Raw genomic sequence first — 18,882 nt, forward strand, 5'->3', positions numbered from 1 at the left:
ATGGGTATTTCCAAAGGCAATATGAAAAATAATAAGCTTCCCTGCAAGAACCTTCTGCTGGGAATTACCGGTTCAATTGGTGCAGTTAATATGCCGGCTTATGTGCAATATCTTCTTTTTTAGAAGCTGAATCCAGAATATACGTATCCATAAAAATAATCTATTTATTCTTTCAACGGTCAAATATTACCGTGATTATTGCCATGGGTCAGTAACAATATTTAGTGAGTAATCTTTTGGAAGTCAGAAAAGATTTACGATTAAGAGTTACCTGTTCTACCAGATACTCCCTATCAAAACTTTAGAACATTGACTTTTTTATTGCGCCTTCCACTTTCTTCTGAAGGTCAGGTGTTATTTCTGTTATGTTATGAGCAGTTTTGGCATGCTCAACAATTTTTGGCATTAACTCTTCCTTTGACTTTGCGTCTGTTTTGAAGCCGCATTCCATTCCTATATCTGCACATGCAAATTTATATTTCGCCATTGTTATCTAAATTCTATTACTATTTAATATTTAAAATTAATGATTTTAAATTTTTTAATATCTATTTAAAACAATTTCAAATCTTAAACACAGTCACTATTTTAACTTATAATATTATAAACGTTTTTTACAATCATGTGAAAAAATTAGATGCTTAATTTATTGCTTTTGGCTTTTCCATTTCTTATGCAACTTTGGCAGTAAGGTCCGTTTGATGGATTACCGCATATCAGGCATTTCTCTGTTAAAATTATTTCTTCTTGCTTTATTTCATGTTTCTGAAGTTTCTCTAGAAAACCCTCTATGGCTAGCTTAGTTCCAGGACTATTCTCCTCTATTGAGTTGAGAAGTGACCTTACCTTATTTCTCTGTGCTTCCATTGCATATGGACACCATCCCATGTCGTGCTCTATGCCTTCAAGTATGGCATATAGCTTAACCTCCTTTTCATATATTTTCCTGAGTGGTATTATCCTTGGTACCAGTCCCTGGATTCTGTTTTTGTGTGGAGCCATCCTTAGCATTTTTTCATAATCCCCCCTGAGTACATTCATCATTATGCTTTGAGAATAATCATCAAGGTTTATCCCAAGAGCCACGTAATCTGCATTAAATTCCTCAGACATCCTGTTCATTAAATCCCTTCTCATAGGGCCACAATACGCACATGGTGAACCCTGAAGATTTCCAGATCTTACAACCTGATCCATTTCTGTGTTAAAACTGCCACTAAATGTAATAACCTCATGCGAGATTCCAAGCTTATTGCAGAGTTTCTCTGCTGTTTTAAGACCCTCACTTCTGTAACCTTCTATACCCTCATCTATGGTAAATGCCTTAAGAACAACATTTTTTTTCTTTTGCATTGTTTTCCATAAGAGATATAGTAGAACGGAACTATCCTTTCCACCCGATATGGCAACTCCTATTGTTGTATTTCCATTGTTGAAATGCACCTGCCTGCGTATCTCCTGCTTGAACCTTCGCTCTACACTTTCTACGAAATGAAATTTGCATAGAGAAGATCCTGTTGGTTTACTTTCAAAAACCGCAGTTTGTTCACACTTTGAGCATTTCATCACTCATTCTCCATATAATCCTTAATGAGATGTCGTGAATTTTCTCTCTTTTCTTTTAACTCTATAAGGAACTGCTTCATTAGTTCAGATGCCTCAATCTTACATGATCCACACAGCCTGACGCCAGATTTACACTCTTCTTCAACCTTTTTCAAATCTTTATCTTCCCTTGATAAATGATACATGTAAAGCTCAAAAACAGGGCATATATATGGATTTCCGCCTAGCTTCTTCTGTTCTTCCACACTTTCTCTTCCCCCTGTAAGTGCCCGCCTGATCTTTTTATCAGCTTCCACCGTTGTGTCATTTAGGGATATGGTCGAGTCAGGAACGGATTTGCTCATTTTTCCCCCGCGGATTCCAGTCTCAAGCCTCATAATCATTGAGGATGGTGCAATGGTTGCATTTACATTAAGACTTCTTTCCATTTTCGCTATTTGCAATTCCAGTTCATAGAGATCGCCTTCAAAGTTCTCAACCTCTGCTGTTCTGTATTTAGCGTTTTTTCTGCTTATTTTGAATTTGAGTTTTTCTGAAATTTTACCAATTATCTGGAAAACCGGTTCAGGAGGATCATTACCGCCTATGGAAAACATGAGGCCGTTTCCATTTTTTTTCACCTTGATTATATCCATCCTTCCACTTATATCCCTTGTGAGCCTTATATGCGGGTCCTGATCAGCACCAACTGGGACTATGGTTGGCATTGGCTCCCCATATATCTGAGGGCTCAGTATGTCTGATGCCTGTATAATTGGAGAATTTAATTCCAGCATCCTCTTTGATTCATCAAAACCATAGATTGCCTTCATCTCAGAGAATGTTACCTCCTTCGATAATACGAATGCAAATTTCTGTACCCTGGAGTTTGTGGACTGGAAATAGAAATGGCATTTCTTAAGCCCAAGAGCAATGTAATTGAGAAGGAAGTTCTCTATGGCTATGGACCTTGCCTTTTCCAGAGATATATTTCTGGTTGCATATGATTCCAGATCTGCAACGGCAATGTAAACTTCTGCCCCCTTCTGCTGGAAATAGATCATCTGTTCTATAATGGCTTTGCTGCCCAGGTGCATATCTCCAGAGGGCATCAGCCCTGTCATTGCTGCAAATTTATCCTTTCTTTCAATTGCTTCCCTGATCCTCCAGAAGTCTCTCTGTCCAACTATGAGATTCCTTCTTGCCATTTTGTTGTCGTTGAGATCGAAGTTGAATGGCTCTATGCCGAACTCTTCCCGCATTTTTTTATAATCTTTTACCTGCAAAGATCCCCAGGGATCAAGATTTGAATCCACGTTAATCAGCTCAGATTAGTCCCATATTCTTTACAACCAGATAACCGGCAACTATGTCCTCAAGTCCAATACCCATTGTTTTGAATACAGATCTTCTTGACTGTATTGGGCCTTCCCTTATGAAATCCTTAAGTTCCATAAGTTTCTCTGAACCGTTTACATCCTGGATCTCAGCGGATTCGAGCATTGCCTGCCCCATGTGTTCAACAATTACAAGATCAGAGGATCTCATCACATCACTGCTTACCTCCCTTCTGTTAAGCAGGTTTGCCCCAATAAGGTTCATGTGATAATATTCTGGTGCATTCTTCTCTGTTATTACAGGGTCCTTGGCATTAGTGACGCTGTTAATCACATTATAATTTCTAAAATTTTCCCTGTTATTTTCGACCCTTATATCCATGGAAAGTTTTTCCCTCATTTTCTTTGCAAATTCCTCAGCGTGTGCAGTTGTTCTTGAATAAACTGCAGCCTCATCCAGATCCAGAGCAATCTTCATTGACTCGAGCTGTGTCTCTGCCTGATATCCTGAGCCTATAAGTAGAAATTTTACATCTGATTTATGATCCTTAAGTAATTTTCTTGAAACCATTCCCGGTAGAGCTCCTGTTCTCATCTGACCAAGACGGTTTGCCTCCACGACAAAAAAATTCTCAGGGTCCTCCGTAAGAGAAAACATTACAACAAATTTCGCCCCATTTACCCCAGCCACATATGTTTTCAGCCCTGCGATTCCGTATTTATCTATGTATGCTGGCATTGTATTCAGGAAGGCAGACCCTGTAAACAACCTATCCCTGGGGCTTGCATCGGCCCTGCCCTCACCATATTCCACGAATGCATCCTCCAGTATGTCCATTAGTTCCTTCATTCTCAGGTTATTCTCTACATCCTTTTCGGTTATGAATTTCATATTTATCATTCCTCAATATTTTCCTTTATTATTTCTGAGATATCTCTTACCCTTATCTTGCTTTCTACATCCATGGTTCTTGTTGCATCCTCCAGCATTGCCGTACAGAATGGGCATGCAACAGCAACTGTGCTGGCTCCTGTATCAAGTGCCTGTTTCATCCTTATTTTACTTATTGATTCCTCTTTTTCAACCTTGTACCAGTAGTTTCCTCCGCCACCACCACAACAGAAACTCTTACTCTTACTGTTTTCCATCTCCTTAAGATTTGATGTGCTATCAACGATTAATCTTGTATTGTCGTATTCACCATTGATTCTGCCAAGATAACAGGGATCATGAAGTGTCACAGTTTCACTGCTGTTCCTTACTTTTATCTTTTCATCCCGTATTAGGTCAGCAAGAGCCTCAGAATGGTGTACCACTTCAGCCTTTAGTCCGAATTTTGGATACTCGTTTCTGAATGTGTTCATGCAATGTGGACAGGATGTTATTATTTTTTTTATTCCGTATTTATTGAATGTTTCTATGTTCTGGAGAACAAGTTCCTGAAATCTCCCCTCTTCTCCCATTCTTCTTGCCGTTTCACCATTGCATTTTTCCTCTGACCCAAGAAGTCCGAAGTTTACACCTCCTTTCTTCAGTAAATCTATTACATCTCTTGCGACCTTGTTATATCTTGGATCAAACGCTCCCATACATCCAACCCAGTAAACCGTGTCCATGCCTTCCTCCATCTTCTTCCCGTACTGAAGCATTGCATCCCTGTCTGAATTGTTGTTACCAAATGGGTTCATTGTATTTCCTAGATTATTGAGGTATGTTGATGTTTCTTTAGATAATTTATTGTCCATTACAAGGGTTCTTCTTGCTTCCAGATTATATGACTGCGGATCTATAAGCACTGGACATTCTTCAACACATGCCTGGCATGTGGTACACGACCATGCTGCATTCTCACTTATTATACCGTCAATCATTGGTGCGTCCCCATTCCACAGGGCTCGCTGTATGTTCTGAACCACCACCCTTGGATCAAGATCTGTACCAGATGAAACTGCCGGACAGGCCCTCTCACATCTACCACAGTCTGTGCATGCTATTGCATCCGTTTTCTGGAAATAACTAAGATCCATTATTGTCTTTGCCCCTACCTTAAAATCAAAATTCCCTGATTCCAGTGCCTCAGAAAGAATAAATGGAGTTGACATTTCTCCCCTCTTTTTTTCAGGATGAATCCCTATCCCAACTGCTGAGTAAAACATGTGTGATAATTTTGAGAATGGAAGGTAAGCAGCGACGCCGAATGCAGTCAGTACATGGGCAAACCAGAATATCCTGTAAATCTGAATGCCGTAGTTTCCTGTTACTCCCATTGGTGTATAAATGTAGCTCAGTGGCCATTCAACAAACCTGTATACATCAAAGCTCTCCCTGTACAGAGCAATCTTGAGGGCTCCAAGGAAGAAACCTTCAAGCGATAGGATGAGAAGTCCGGCAATTATGATGAAATCCTGGGTTATGGTATCTAGGGGCACCTTTTTCCTTATCCTTCTGAATAGTGCCAGTAAAAGCCCGGCTACAAGAAGAACTCCACCAAAATTCGCCCATACCTCAAAATTCAGGTAGAAATCACCTGTAAGTATGCCGAACCCCAGTATAGTCTTAAGAATATCATGGGATAGGGCAATAAGCGATGTTGCAATGAAAAGTATCAGGATTCCATAGAAGATCATCAGATGCATTATTCCAGCATACCTGTTTTTTATGTTTTTTCTGTGAAAAGCACCATAATTAAGAATCTGTGCGATGAATCTCCTGAGGTTTTTAAGAACATATTTTATTGCAGGAATTAATGTTACTCCTGCCTTTCTGTACCTGATGTAGAATTCTGCAAGGACAAATATAAGGACTGCAAAGGAAAGTACATAATCTGCAATCAGCTCACTTTCTGGTATAAATACAAGAGTTGGACTGGTGACGACAACCATATTTATAGCTTATAATTGTAATTTATATAACATTGTCTGAAAGTCGATAGTGTTTAAATTGAATAAGGATACCCTTTGTATTCATGGAACCGGTCTCTTTTTCTGTTAATGGCGAGAATATAAAAATTTCAAGATGTCCTGGAGTTTACTTTCCATCCGATGACACATTTCTCATTCTTGATAAACTAAGACCAGAGGGAAGGTGTCTCGAAATAGGGAGTGGAAGCGGGATTATATCCATAATATTGGCAAGGAGAGGCTACTCCGTAATTGCATCTGATATTAATTCGGAAGCTTTAAGTTGCACAGAGTTGAATGCTTCCCTCAACGGTGTAAAATTTGAAGTTATACTTTCTGATCTGTTTGACGGGATTAGGGGTAAATTCGATACAATTATATTCAACCCACCTTATCTTCCTGGAGAGGAAGAGGAGGCAAAAATTGAGGAGAGCGAGATGTGGTATGGAGGAACTGATGGTCTCACAGTAATAAGAAAGTTCCTCCACGGACTTCCTGACCACCTAAACAGAGGAGGGAAGTGTTATACAGTACTTTCTTCACTTACAGATATATATAGCCTGAAAAGAGAATTCAATTTCTACAGATTTGATGTTCTGGAGGAAAAAAGTTTCTTCATGGAAAAAATCTTTGCCTACTCCCTTTCACTTATCTGAATACTACGGTAAAAATTCTTAATTTCGCTATAAAATGTAGTTTCGAATCTATCTATGGTATATATCTCGTTGAAATTTTCTGAGAGGAATTCGGTTATATTATCTATCTCCTCCATACTTTCTCCGAATACGGTCAACGTAAGTGTGTGGGGGTAGTTCCCGTAATAGATTAGATTGTCCCTTATCAGCTTCTTTGATCTGAACCACCTTGTATATTGTCCCGTGTCTGCCTCAGGCACCATTATTGATATCTGCTTTGTTATAATATTTGGTATTTTTTTGAAATTGAATATTACCTTTCCTTTCACAAACCTGTTTTCCACGATCATGTCAAGATTTTTTCTTGCTCTCTTTCTCGAGTAACTAAGTTCATCAGTAATCTCTTCAGTAGAAAAATTCTTTACGCTCTTGTATGCAATGCAGTTTACCAGGCGTATCTGACCCTGTGTGGGTGTTGTACTGACTTCTGAATATGGAAAATAGTTCATCATTTTGAATTCCAGGCCTGATTCACGAAATGCATTTCCAATTTCATCCAGATTTTCCATCAGGTGATCCTCATTTGATATAAACTGAATATGTCCTATTTCGCTGTAATTCTCAACTCCCTGACTTTCCCTTTTCTTCTTCAGATAGTTGGATGAGTGAAGGATCTCAACGAATGGTAACTCCCCAAGTTTGTGCTCAACATCCTTCAGGTACTCAAATGGTAGCATTGCCATTAGGTAATATCGTCTGAGCCCACCTGGAAAAACTTCTGGCATTATGATCATATCCTTTATGTACTCCTTTTCGAAGATCAGGTTCCACATCTTATATGATGAATTTGCAGAAATGTTTATTTTTCTTGCTATCTGGTATGGTGAAGGAATTGATTTTATAGTGTTTTCTCCATCCTCTGGCCAGGAGGAAATTGCCTTCATATATGACGATAAAAGTTTAACATTGTGAAGCATCATAATCACTATTTATTTACTAAAAAACCTGAGGTATATAAATATAATTATATCTGCCCATACAATATGAATTGATTTTAAAACGTATTTACAAAGAATTGGTTAAGAATGGTAAACTGTCACCATAAAATTTGCACAAACATGGTAGAAATTAAAAATTGTACAGTATCGATCTAATCAAATAATTAAAAACTGCTTCCAGATCCTGTTTGTAATCACCAGCAAGTGAATGCATGTTTTTTATATGTTTAGATAACTTTAGACAAACAATATTAATACTATTATTTACTTTTATAAGTGCATGATACTAAGCCGATTTAGACCACCTTCATTCAAGACATGCATAATCAGGTTTAAGATCAGCGAAGAGCTACTTGAGCCATCCCAAAGATCTAAGCTTCGGGGGATTTGCTATGTAAGTAACGGCTCTTATGTTTCCAGCATAAGGAAGAGGAAAGACGGAGATCTAGATTACAACTTCTTTGTATCAAAATCAAAGGTTTCAGAGGGGAGATATTATTATTTCTGCAGGATATATTCAGGTAAACTTGTAGAGAATCTCAATAAACTATTTGAAAATCAAACCATGATTAATGAATATGCAATATTCTTTGATGGAGCAATTCACATAAGGTTCTCTTTTTATGAAAAGTATTCACATATCGTTTCAAACTTTATAAAAGAAAATTATGAAAATGGTATAGAGGTAGTATATCTCGGAAATTTCACCAATGTTGATGCTGAAATGAAAAGTGAAGGTCTTGGACTTAAGATCATAACACTCAGGATGGAAGTTCCCCAATACCTTCTGGAAACAGATCCAAGTACTTCTGTTAAATGGATACGATTTATAAGGAATTTTAACATGGAAAATTTCAACTCCCTGTATTTAATACAGAACAACGGTCTTAACAATATTCCGGACATGTTCAGAGCTGTTGATGCCAGTATTGGCCTTTATTAGGGAGAAACAAGCAATGAAATAATTCAGGAGCTTGAAAACATGATAATAGAGACAGGTTTGAGGCCAGTTATTAGCACAAATGAGTTTGATGGGAAATACCTATGGCTTGAATACTTTGTCATTGAGAGGGACCTCACAAGTATTATTAGAATCATGGGTGACCTGAAGGATAGAAATTCAGAATGGAAGGGATTGATATTTAAGATAAATAGTGCTTCTGATGAATAATGAAAATCGTTGGAATAGCAGCTATGTCCACTGGGTCCGGTAAGACAACTGTTACTGGGGCCATTCTTTCTGCAGTGCCTCACAGCATACAGATAAAGATTGGACCTGATTTTATTGACCCTTTGATTGAATCTAAAATTACTGGAAAACACGGGTACAATCTGGACAGATGGCTTCAGGGCAGAATGGAGAGAAACATTGTTGGGCTTGCATCTGAAAAAGCAGATTTTGCAGTTGTTGAAGGTGTTATGGGGCTATATGATAGCGGTGTTGGAAAGGAATTCAGCACCATTGCCTACTTTGAAAGGCTTGGAATTCCATATATCCTGGTTGTGGATGTGTTCAAGTGGGCTGAGTCAATATATTATGCTGCTAAGGGCTTTATAAAGAAAAACTGCATCGGTGTGATCCTGAATGGTTACGCTGGAGAAAGACACCTTAAAATGATTGAAGATGTTTTTCTGTCCCATGGTATCAGGATCGTTGGAAAAATACCTTATAGAGAAGAGTTCAAAATGCCTGAGAGACACCTTGGGTTGAATCTGGATCAGGATAACGAGAAACTGATCTATAGATCCAGAGAAATAGCTAAATTTATAGATCTTTCATTCACTGAACATTTACCTGAGATTTCTGGTATGAATTCTATAAGAAGAACGAATGTTCAGAGGAAAAATGTCTACATAGCAAGGGATGATGCGTTCTGTTTTTATTATGAAACTTCCTTAGACTATTTTTTGAAGAGACATAATGTAAGATTTTTTTCGCCCTTAAATGACGAAGTGCCAGAGAAAGCTGATCTAATATACATAGGTGGTGGATATCCAGAACTTTTTGGCGAAAGGCTAGAATCCGCTCTTAAACTGAAATCCTTCCTGAGGGATTATGTTGATAATGGTGGGTATCTATACTCTGAGTGTGGTGGTACTATGTTCCTCATGAATTCCATGGAAAATAATGATAAGAAATATGAAATGGCAGGAGTTTTTAGTGGAAAAACATGGATGGAAAAACGACCTGTGCTGAATTATACTAAAATTTTGTGCGAAACAGGAGGTCCATTCTTTAGAAAAGGACAGGTTATTAAGGGACATGAATTCCATTATGGTCGAATAAAAACAGAAGATAAAATGACGATGAGGATGATCAGAGGAAATGGAATAGAAGGCTACGACGGCATAACAAGGAAAAATGCTTTTGGAATGTACACGCACATAGATTTCATGCGTTACGGCAGTAGCATGAAATGGGAAGAAAAGTGAAATGGGATTTATTCCTAACTGAAAGTATTCAGTTTGAATTAGACATAGGTTAGATAATCCTGATGGGTGTTAGATTTTCCCTGAACAAGGTTGAAATAGGTTTCCCATACCTTCTTTGTTATACTGCCGACCTTTCCATCTCCAATGGTAATTCCATCTATATTGAGTATGGGTGTCACCTCAGCAGCTGTTCCAACAAAGAAAGCTTCATCTGCAGTGTAAAGCTCTTCTCTATGAATAAATCTTTCAATTACCTGCATACCGTTCTCTTTCATGAGTTCAATGATCGTATTTCTGGTTATTCCCAAAAGGATCTGGCTGTCCCTTCCTGGGGTTAAAAGTGCACCGTCCTTTACTATGAAAATATTTTCTCCGGGCCCTTCTGCTACATAACCATCTCTTGATGTGAGTATGGCCTCGTCGAAACCAGAAGCCTTAGCTTCCTTCATGGCTATAACAGAATTCAGGTAATTCCCGCTTGCCTTTGCCTCTATAGGTAAAATGGATGATTCCATTCTGTGCCATGATGATACTTTGCACTTTAGTCCGGTATCAGCCGCAGAGAAATACTTTCCAAAAGGAAATGCACCGATATAAACACTAATCTTCTTGCCAGCTGTTCCCACACCGACACTGTGGTCATCATAGAAGGCGAAAGGCCTTATGTAGCATGACTTAAGCTTGTTTCTTCTAACTACTTCTATTATTGCCTTTTCAATGTCACCTTCTGAAAAGCCAAGATTCATTCCATATATTTTTGCAGTATTGAAGAATCTCTTAACATGTTCCTTGAGGCGAAAGATTTCTGTTCCCTTTGGTGTCTCATATCCTCTTATGCCCTCAAATATACCACTACCGTACTGAAGTGAGTGTGTCATAATTGGAACAACGGCCTTCTCTTCGTCTATAAAATTTCCATTTAACCATGATAGTTTTTCATCTGTCATATTCTATCCTATATTATTTTTATATTAAACACTTTATCGCCTTATATATTAATATAATTATAATCATATAAATTGCTTTTCTGTTAGGTTCTGTGTAAAAATATTTAATAATGATCTTCTCTTAAATAGGATAATTGTCTCTGGCTTCTTGAATGAATACAGAGTTTTACCTTATCCTAATCACCATTACGCTAGCAGTGCTCCATATGATCGCTCCGGATCACTGGATGCCAATTTCAATTATATCTGCAAAAAGGAAATACACGGACAGCACAACTGCAACATATGGCCTCACCATAGGAATAGTGCATGGAATATTATCAGCAATCATTGCACTTTTAGTTGCATTCCTTGGAGTGAGCGTAATAGGATATGATAGGATAAAGATAGGATCAGTTTTTCTTCTGGCAGTGGTTTGCCTTTACATACTACTTAACATAAGAAAAGAGGAAAATAAAAGCGAAAAAATTGAAAACACCAGTCTTCTTGTTAGTTTCATACCTGATCCTGCTTTTTTACCAATTGTGCTTGCAGCAACAGTTTACAGTGAACCTTTTATAGGAATTATGAGCCTCTTATTCATAGTTTCAGGTGGAATTTCCCTAATGATTATCGCATTATTTGCAAAGAAAGGGATGCTTAAGGGGCTTGAGAAAATAAAACCTACTAGGGTTGACTATGTAATTGTTGCTGTACTGGCTATTACTGCAATTTTTATATATTTCACATGATCTGAAAAAAAATGGTGAGTTCATAGGACCACGCATATTTCTTAAAATTTTTACCAAGGAAAGGAACATTTAACATCGTAAGCAAATTTATATAAAATGATGTGATTGAAATAATAATTCATAAGAGAGAACTACTATGAAAAGAAGAAATTTATTTATAACACTTTTATCCATATTAATATCTATAGTTTTCATAAGTGTTGGTGTTCTGTCTGTTTCCGGTGACGGCAACATTGCTGTAAATTCTATAACTGATCACCCCTCTAAATATACTGGAACTTTTTCTCAAATGAATCCCTCTGAAACTACCATAAACGGGTATAACTTCATGGATATTGGCAATATATATCACTGCGATAAAATCAGTGATCACACACATTTGAAACTTAACATGGATATATATGTTAATATGACTGATTCCACTGCATTTTATATTATATGTGGCGCCATTAATGCAGAGAAAGGATCAAATATCGCCAGTGGGATTTCTGCCCCAAACGGTACAACAATTTACATATCGACTGGGAACAATCTTGAAATGGTAAATGATGGACATGAAATAAATATTAGCAACAATTTTGTTCTACCAGGAATAGCGAGAAATCAGACCTCTCCTATCACATGTTGCTCTGGCAATCTCAAATATGAGAAGAGAAGTGAAATATTTTCAAGCTCTATTTTGCAGGGAGTTAAGGCTCTGAACTGTGTGGGAGGAGAAACATATTTCCAGTTTAAAGTTACAATGGAACAAAAAATCTTCTCTAGAGGAAATGTAACTGAACAGATAAATGTTGGTGGATATACAACTTATTACAAAAATAATCCGATAGGGATAGGAAGAACACTGGAACTTAGCTCATCAATCATTTCAGAGAATATAGAATTTGAATATGACCCCTAATAATATAAATAATTTTAAGACTTCTGAATGATCTGAAAAAACGGCTTGAAATTAAAAATTTATTGGTAAAAGTGTTATAAGATAATTGATTTGTTTAGGATATTATTTATTTCATTGCTTAAGGGCAGCAACAAGCTTTGGTACAACCTGAAATAGATCGCCCACAATTCCATAGTCGCATTCCTGGAATATGGGGGCTTCCTTATCCTTATTCACTGCAATGACTATCTTTGAGCCCCTCATGCCTGCAATATGCTGTATCTGACCGGAGATACCAAGTGCTATATATACCCTGGGCTTTACCTTCTTACCTGATAGACCTACCTGCCTCTCTTCGTTAAGCCATTTATAATCCAGACACACCGGCCTTGAACCGGACATTTCGCCATGAACTGCCTCTACCAGAGGTTTTATCTGATCGATGGCTTCCTTTTTCCCAACACCTCTTCCTATGGAAACAAGAATGGAAGCTGATTCGATATCTGTTCCACTTCTATCTTTTTCCATTTCCTGATCTATGGAAAGAACAGAATTCTCTAATTCCATGGGTGAAACCTGGCTCTTTGCATCTATCTTTTTAGGTTCAAATGATCCTGGTTGTACCGTTATTACCTTTGACTTGCTTTCTTCTTCCAGTATTGTTTTGCCTCCAAAGAAGAATCTTTTGGTTTTTACACTCTCCCCTTCTATCTCAAATTCAAAGACTTCCGTAACCACGGTGGACTTGAGTGTGGCCGCTATCATCCCTGCAATGTCTCTTCCCAGTGGAGAGCTGGATATGAATATCCTGTCAAATTTTGAGATGTCAATCTTGTTTAAGGCCTTGAAGGTATTGTCTCCCATTGGTTTACCCTTTAGCACAAAGATCTCCTTTAGTCCGTATTCAAGGCATTTTTCCTCCTGCCCTTCAAGTGTTACACCGTATACTTCTCCCTTTTCTCTGAGTTTTGTAGCCAAACCTCCCAAATTTGTACCATCTTCCGAAAATAATAGTAACTTCATTTAATTTCACCTCGAATTATCTTTGTTATCTCAGATACACCTTTATCCATGTCCTCGAAAATCAACCTCTTTCTATCACTTTTTGGAGCGAGATTGCTGATTATCTTTGGTGTTTCAAAGTTCCCGACTGGTGCTGGAACAGTGTTTATGGGTTTCCTTCCTGCTGCCATTATCTGCAGGACAGGAGGCAGTCTTGGCTGGTTTATTTCCTGCGTTACAGATACAATGCATGGCTTTACAGCAGATATTATCTCGTCTTTTTCGTCCAGTACTCTCTTTATCCTTATCCTTTCCCCCTCCACTGATACACTTACAGCATTACCCAGAAGTGACATATTCAGTTCTGTTGAAAGAAGACCCGGCAGTAACCCTGTGTAGGAATCTGCCGACTGGTTTCCAAGTATTACGCAGTCAACATTTCCGAGTTCCTTAATCTTGCTGCTCAAAACTGAGGCTGTGTACGCAGGATTATTACCCTTATAGCCAGTTATTATAAACCCTTCGTCGACTCCCATTGCATAAGCTTCCTTCATTGCGGAATTTGATTTTTCTGTTCCAAATATGATTCCAGTCACTTTTCCCCCATTCTTTTCTTTAAGCTGCACAGCTGCTTCAATGGAGTTTTTGCTCAGGTTCTCGATCCGAAGTGGTATATTCTGAGTGAGTGGTTCACCACTGTTTGGATCTGTCTTGAGCTGATCTATATCTATTATCTGTTTGATTAAAACAACTATATTCAACGCCATAACGTTCACTCCTATTCCAGATTGTTTTCAAGGTAAATATCCCTTACCTGATTTAAACATCTGGTAATTTTTTGATTATTAATGAATGTGTCGATTTCGTATGTCGATATCGAAAATATATTTATGTTAAATATGTATATGGCTCATGGTGAAATAGTGAATAACGACTCAGTTCATATAATAGATTTTAAGCGAAGTGCGTTCTCAAGGTCAAGGCCTCAGGATCCGGAGAGGGACATGCTTAACTCAATGAGAATGGATGAGGTTCTTGGAAAACTTATAAAAGATACAGTATCGAGAAATGGGATCAATACAGAAGATATTGATGACGTGATAACAGGATGCGCAATACAGGCTGACGAAAACTGGACTTATGGTGGAAGACATCCTGTATTCATGGGCGGGATGCCATTCAATGTTCCAAGTATGTCTCTGGACAGGGCCTGCTCATCATCACTTAATGCGATTTCAATTGGTGCAATGGAAATAATGACTGGGAATTCAAGAATAGTCCTTGCAGGGGGCATGGAACATATGACCCATGTACCACTCAGCAACAATCCTCATGTAAAGCCAAACATGAAACTCATGGTCAGACCTGAGTTCATGAAATATCAGATGAACATTTCATACAACATGCTTGCCACTGCTGAAAAACTGGCTGCTCTGAGAAATATAGGAAGGGATGAGATGGATGAATATGCCTATGAGAGCCATCTTAGAGCTGTCAAGGGCCAGGAGGAGGGTTTTTTCAAGGGAGAAATACTTCCAATTGAAGTTGAGAATGATGGAAAAACAGTGATATTTGACAGAGACCAGGCAGTTCGGAAAGATGCAACTCTTGATGGAATGAAGAAACTCAAACCAATTTTAAAGGAAGATGGAGTCATAACAGCAGGAAATTCATCTCCTCTCAATGCCGGTGCATCTCTCGTTGCTCTGGCAAGTGGAGAGAAAGTAAAGGAATATGGTTTTAGCCCAATGGCTAGAATCCTAAGTTTTGGATGGGCTGGAGTAGATCCATCTATAATGGGAGAGGGTCCGGTACCGGCAACAAAGAAAGCTCTGGAAAGAGCAGGACTAAAGCCGGATGATATTGATCTCTGGGAAATAAATGAGGCTTTTGCAGTTGTTGTCCTGAATGCAATGAAAGCGTTCAATATTCCAAGAGAAAAGGTAAATATTTACGGAGGAGGAATTTCAATAGGTCATCCATTGGGGGCTACAGGTGCCAGAATAGCTGGAACACTGGCAAGAGAGCTAAAGGAGAAGGGCAAAAGGTATGGAGTTGCCACCTTATGTGTTGGTGGTGGACAGGGATATTCTGTTGTAGTGGAGGCTGAGTGAATGAATTTTGATCTTGACACAGAACTTGAGGAATACAGAAACAGGGTTAGAGACTTCTCCCTCAGGGAATTTGGAAATGAAGTTGCATCAAAATACGATATGGAGGAGAAATATCCTGATGAATTGAGACTGAAAGCTTTAAAGGAGGGAATAATAGATTTTTCAAACCCATGGAAAACCATGATAGGGATTGAAGAAATGTGCAGAGTTGACCCTGGTCTTGGTATTTCCGTAACAGTGCCGTACTTCGGGGCTGAAGTACTCATGCTCCACGGTAGTGATTATTTGAAAGAGAATTATCTTGGAGAGGTTGCTGCAGGAAAGAAGATAATGGGACTCGGTGTAACAGAACCAGGAGGAGGTAGTGATGTTGCTGGGTTGAAGACGGTTGCAAGGAAAGAAGGATCAAAATATATCGTTAATGGATCGAAAATGTTCATAACAAATGGAACACTTGCTGACTTTTTTGTGATGCTTGTCAGAACATCTCCGCCTGATGATCCTAAAAAGAGACACAGAGGATTGAGTGTGCTTGTGGTTGAGAGAGCGTTCAAGGGATTTGATTCTAACAAACTCACAGGAAAACTTGGTGTAAGGGCAACTAACACTGGAGAACTCATACTGAATAATGTTGAAGTACCAGCCGAAAATCTTGTCGGAGAAGAGGGCAAGGGATTTTATTACATAATGGAATTTTTTAACATTTCAAGAATCTTTGTAGCTGCGCAATCCATTGGCATCGCACAGGGCGTACTGGACAGAACAACTGAATACCTCAAGAAACTGGAAAAGGAAGGAAAATATGTTGGTGAGGAGAGAAAATTCAAACTGGCTGAAATTGCAACAAGGGTTGAAGCCTCGAGACTTCTGATGTACAAGGCTGCAAGCTTCCTCTTTAATTATAAGCCAAATCCAACCCTTACAAGCATGGCAAAGGGGTATGCTTCAGAGACTGCAAGTTTTGCTGCTGAAACTGCAATGGAGATCACAGGACAGACAGGTCTCAATACTGAAATTGAAAGATTCTTCAGAGATTCAAAGATAATGGAGATCTGGGAAGGAACCAGCGAAGTTGAGAAAATAGTCATTTCAAGAATGATATTGAAGGGTGATAAGAATGAATGAACAGGCTGAATTAATGAGGGAAACCGTTAAGGAATTTGCAGATAAAAATCTGAAAGATCTGTCATTAAAGGTAGAAAGAGAAGGAATTCCAGACATAATTAAGGAGAAGATAATAGAACAGGGTTTCCTTGGATCAACCCTGAAATCAGAGTTTGGAGGAGCTGGATTAGATCCCCTTAGCCATAGACTGATTCTCTTTGAACTGGCAAAGGTATCTCCTTCTGTTGCAGCATATGTTTTCTTCCATAACGACATTGTTCTGAAACTACTTTCTGATAAGGGAAAAAAGGAACAGATTAAAGCAGTGATAGGTGGCAAGGATTCTTATGCAATATCGATTTCAAGACTGACTGATGATAGTGCTGAAAATAAGGATAATGAAGTTCTGAAAAGAGCCCTGAATAGTAAATCAAATAGATATCTCGATCTTTCTGAAAATGGTGTTGTCTTTTCAGGAACAGGAACTGCTCAAAAGATCAATGATTTCAAGCCCCTGGGTCTGAGAGGCATGGGAGTTTGTGATTTTAGACCTTCAGACAGGGAAGAAGTAGGAAAGAAAGAAGATTTAGAGAGTATACTGGTTCGTTCCTCTGGTGATATCAGTGCAATTTTCCTTGGAATAACGGAAGGGGCACTTGACAATGCTATTGAATACACGAAGGTAAGAAAAACGTTTAATGAACCACTGAAAAATTATGAGCCAGTAGCTTTTAGAATTGCAGAGATAAAATCAGAACTGGATATGCTGAAGTTCGCCTTATTTGCGGAAGACTGTGATGAGATAATGCTGCTTATGCTCAAGGATTTGTCAGCTTCTCTGGCGAGAAAGGCAACAAAATATGCACTACAATTCCACGGGGGTTACGGATATCTCGAAGATTTCGGTGTAGAGAAATACTACAGGGATTCTGTTGCACTCAACGCAATCATTTACAGGCCGATTGAGGATAAGAAATTCCTTGCAACAAAAATTTATGATGGTAAATCAGGATATATCTGATTTAACCATTTAGGGCATATTTTAAGGATTATTTTTGAAGTTAACTCCAAAAACATCTAACATTTAAAGATTTAATTTTTTATAATTTTTGGCCACAAACAGAATGAGGAAATAGAGTATAATTGACAGTAAGACTGCCGCCAGCATTATGAGTGAAAATGCGCTGTTGTTAAAGTAAACGTCAACAATAAAAAGCCCAACTGCCGCTGCACCTATTTGAGCTATGAGTGCCATGAATGTCAGGATTGAAAAAATAATTCCATATTTGATTGAAACCAGAGAAAGATAAATACTCCATATGATCAGGATCAGTCCTATAACACCATGAAGAAGTAGCGCTATGTTAACTCCTGAGAATATGAAATAAAATGTGTTGAATAACCCCCTGGTTCTGTCTGTTGTACTGAGAGGTGAGTGTATTGTAAATGCTGAAATTACACCCGTCACGAACTCCAGTACTAGAATGAAAATAGCAATTTTTGTAAGTTTTCTCAGTGTAAGATAATTTTCTTCTTCCATTACCTGCATGGAATATCTATTGTGCCTGATTACATAATAATATGCAATATAACACATAGTAGATCATTTCAAGGATTTTTTAATATGATAAATACCTGAACACGAATATCATGAAAAGATCTGTAAATTTAGTAAAGTTTACTTCATAATATTTATTTATACTTTATTGATGAACTACTATGTATACAAAACGAGGGGATAAGGGAGAAACTGACACAGGCACAGGAATGAGAGTTACGAAGGGGTCTGCTATTATTGATACAGAAGGAGATATAGATGAGGTAAACTCATTCATAGGTTTTGCCCTTGTTAATACAAGATGGGATGATATTAGAGAAGATCTTCAACAGATTCAGGTGGATCTATTTACTCTTGGAGAACATATAACAACTCAGGGAACGAGAAGAACCATAACCCCGGAGAGAGTCAAATGGCTTGAGGATAGAGTTACATATTACAGGAAAGAATACGGGAGGATAAGATTATTCGTGATTCCTGGAGGAAGCAAAGAGGCAACAAGCCTTCACATGGCAAGAACAGTCTGCAGGAGACTTGAGAGGGATCTCGTAAAATCAAAAAATGAAGTGGAAATCCCGGCAGTTCTTGAGGAATATGTAAACAGGTTGTCTTCAGTACTCTTCTTCCACGCGCTTGTTTCCAATAAGCGACTGGGAATAGATGAGAGAATATTTTATCTTAGAGAACTTCCATAGAC

The 18,882-nt window shown here is 38.3% G+C and carries 21 protein-coding genes; 11 read left to right on the forward strand and 10 right to left on the reverse strand.

Annotation, left to right across the window (positions count from 1 at the left end; translation table 11 throughout):
- Positions 1-123, forward strand: coding sequence for a hypothetical protein (locus CSP5_RS10005; protein WP_277868664.1), 123 nt, complete (start codon positions 1-3; stop codon positions 121-123).
- A gap of 178 nt (positions 124-301) precedes the next feature.
- On the opposite strand, the gene CSP5_RS09175 is transcribed toward CSP5_RS10005, so the two are convergent.
- From CSP5_RS09175 to CSP5_RS09195, 5 genes are all read right to left on the reverse strand, one after another.
- Positions 302-487, reverse strand: a complete 186-nt coding sequence (locus tag CSP5_RS09175) for a DUF1059 domain-containing protein (protein WP_148690218.1) — start codon at positions 485-487, stop codon at positions 302-304.
- A gap of 146 nt (positions 488-633) precedes the next feature.
- Complete coding sequence (locus CSP5_RS09180) at positions 634-1,566, reverse strand: TIGR00269 family protein (RefSeq protein ID WP_148690219.1); 933 nt, start codon at positions 1,564-1,566, stop codon at positions 634-636.
- Complete coding sequence (locus tag CSP5_RS09185; RefSeq protein ID WP_077076706.1) at positions 1,566-2,861, reverse strand: tryptophan--tRNA ligase; 1,296 nt, start codon at positions 2,859-2,861, stop codon at positions 1,566-1,568. The genes CSP5_RS09180 and CSP5_RS09185 overlap by 1 nt, the downstream gene beginning before the upstream one ends.
- A 10-nt stretch (positions 2,862-2,871) precedes the next feature.
- Positions 2,872-3,774 carry a Rossmann-fold NAD(P)-binding domain-containing protein gene (locus CSP5_RS09190; protein WP_171970483.1) on the reverse strand — a complete coding sequence of 301 codons (903 nt, stop codon included), beginning with the start codon at positions 3,772-3,774 and terminating at the stop codon, positions 2,872-2,874.
- Positions 3,775-3,779: 5 nt separating this feature from the next.
- Positions 3,780-5,765 (reverse strand): (Fe-S)-binding protein, encoded by a 1,986-nt coding sequence (locus tag CSP5_RS09195; RefSeq protein WP_021789705.1) that lies wholly within the window; start codon positions 5,763-5,765, stop codon positions 3,780-3,782.
- 83 nt (positions 5,766-5,848) lie between these two features.
- Here CSP5_RS09195 and CSP5_RS09200 point away from each other — a divergent pair, with 83 nt between their 5' ends.
- Positions 5,849-6,439, forward strand: coding sequence for a HemK2/MTQ2 family protein methyltransferase (locus tag CSP5_RS09200; protein WP_148690220.1), 591 nt, complete (start codon positions 5,849-5,851; stop codon positions 6,437-6,439).
- Here the strand turns inward: CSP5_RS09200 and CSP5_RS09205 are convergent.
- Complete coding sequence (locus CSP5_RS09205) at positions 6,418-7,362, reverse strand: hypothetical protein (RefSeq protein WP_077076708.1); 945 nt, start codon at positions 7,360-7,362, stop codon at positions 6,418-6,420. The genes CSP5_RS09200 and CSP5_RS09205 overlap by 22 nt on opposite strands.
- Positions 7,363-7,696: 334 nt before the next feature.
- Between CSP5_RS09205 and CSP5_RS09210 the strand changes: the two genes are divergently transcribed.
- Genes CSP5_RS09210 through CSP5_RS09220 form a run of 3 tightly spaced genes read left to right on the forward strand, consistent with a single transcriptional unit; the run spans position 7,697 to position 9,849 of the window.
- On the forward strand, positions 7,697-8,359 hold the full coding sequence (locus CSP5_RS09210; protein ID WP_148690221.1) for a hypothetical protein: 663 nt from the start codon (positions 7,697-7,699) through the stop codon (positions 8,357-8,359).
- Between the two features lie 39 nt (positions 8,360-8,398).
- On the forward strand, positions 8,399-8,587 hold the full coding sequence (locus CSP5_RS10085; protein WP_148690222.1) for a hypothetical protein: 189 nt from the start codon (positions 8,399-8,401) through the stop codon (positions 8,585-8,587).
- Positions 8,587-9,849 (forward strand): cobyrinate a,c-diamide synthase, encoded by a 1,263-nt coding sequence (locus tag CSP5_RS09220; RefSeq protein ID WP_077076710.1) that lies wholly within the window; start codon positions 8,587-8,589, stop codon positions 9,847-9,849. Before CSP5_RS10085 ends, CSP5_RS09220 begins: the two co-directional genes overlap by 1 nt.
- Positions 9,850-9,887: 38 nt before the next feature.
- Here the strand turns inward: CSP5_RS09220 and CSP5_RS09225 are convergent, their stop codons facing one another.
- Positions 9,888-10,796 (reverse strand): branched-chain amino acid transaminase, encoded by a 909-nt coding sequence (locus tag CSP5_RS09225; RefSeq protein WP_021789700.1) that lies wholly within the window; start codon positions 10,794-10,796, stop codon positions 9,888-9,890.
- A gap of 206 nt (positions 10,797-11,002) precedes the next feature.
- Here CSP5_RS09225 and CSP5_RS09230 point away from each other — a divergent pair, with 206 nt between their 5' ends.
- Entirely contained in the window at positions 11,003-11,527 is a 525-nt protein-coding gene (locus tag CSP5_RS09230; protein ID WP_148690223.1) for a hypothetical protein, read from the forward strand.
- A gap of 136 nt (positions 11,528-11,663) precedes the next feature.
- Positions 11,664-12,428 carry a hypothetical protein gene (locus CSP5_RS09235; RefSeq protein WP_021789698.1) on the forward strand — a complete coding sequence of 255 codons (765 nt, stop codon included), beginning with the start codon at positions 11,664-11,666 and terminating at the stop codon, positions 12,426-12,428.
- A gap of 111 nt (positions 12,429-12,539) precedes the next feature.
- Here the strand turns inward: CSP5_RS09235 and CSP5_RS09240 are convergent, their stop codons facing one another.
- Positions 12,540-13,430: an electron transfer flavoprotein subunit alpha/FixB family protein gene (locus CSP5_RS09240; protein WP_077076713.1), complete on the reverse strand. Its 891-nt coding sequence runs from the start codon at positions 13,428-13,430 to the stop codon at positions 12,540-12,542.
- Positions 13,427-14,176, reverse strand: a complete 750-nt coding sequence (locus CSP5_RS09245; RefSeq protein ID WP_077076714.1) for an electron transfer flavoprotein subunit beta/FixA family protein — start codon at positions 14,174-14,176, stop codon at positions 13,427-13,429. The genes CSP5_RS09240 and CSP5_RS09245 overlap by 4 nt, the downstream gene beginning before the upstream one ends.
- A 156-nt stretch (positions 14,177-14,332) precedes the next feature.
- Between CSP5_RS09245 and CSP5_RS09250 the strand changes: the two genes are divergently transcribed.
- The 3 genes from CSP5_RS09250 to CSP5_RS09260 are packed head-to-tail and all read left to right on the forward strand — an operon-like array spanning position 14,333 to position 17,648.
- A complete protein-coding gene (locus tag CSP5_RS09250) occupies positions 14,333-15,523 on the forward strand; it encodes an acetyl-CoA C-acetyltransferase (protein WP_241810758.1) in 1,191 nt (396 codons plus the stop codon).
- Positions 15,524-16,648, forward strand: coding sequence for an acyl-CoA dehydrogenase family protein (locus tag CSP5_RS09255; RefSeq protein WP_077076715.1), 1,125 nt, complete (start codon positions 15,524-15,526; stop codon positions 16,646-16,648).
- Positions 16,641-17,648, forward strand: coding sequence for an acyl-CoA dehydrogenase family protein (locus CSP5_RS09260; RefSeq protein WP_077076716.1), 1,008 nt, complete (start codon positions 16,641-16,643; stop codon positions 17,646-17,648). Before CSP5_RS09255 ends, CSP5_RS09260 begins: the two co-directional genes overlap by 8 nt.
- Positions 17,649-17,711: 63 nt before the next feature.
- Here CSP5_RS09260 and CSP5_RS09265 read toward each other — a convergent pair whose 3' ends face one another.
- Positions 17,712-18,176, reverse strand: coding sequence for a hypothetical protein (locus tag CSP5_RS09265; RefSeq protein WP_145984012.1), 465 nt, complete (start codon positions 18,174-18,176; stop codon positions 17,712-17,714).
- 170 nt (positions 18,177-18,346) lie between these two features.
- Between CSP5_RS09265 and CSP5_RS09270 the strand changes: the two genes are divergently transcribed.
- Entirely contained in the window at positions 18,347-18,880 is a 534-nt protein-coding gene (locus CSP5_RS09270; RefSeq protein ID WP_021789690.1) for a cob(I)yrinic acid a,c-diamide adenosyltransferase, read from the forward strand.
- Positions 18,881-18,882 lie beyond the last annotated feature (2 nt).

The sequence above is a fragment of the Cuniculiplasma divulgatum genome, from assembly GCF_900083515.1.
Lineage (GTDB): Archaea > Thermoplasmatota > Thermoplasmata > Thermoplasmatales > Thermoplasmataceae > Cuniculiplasma > Cuniculiplasma divulgatum.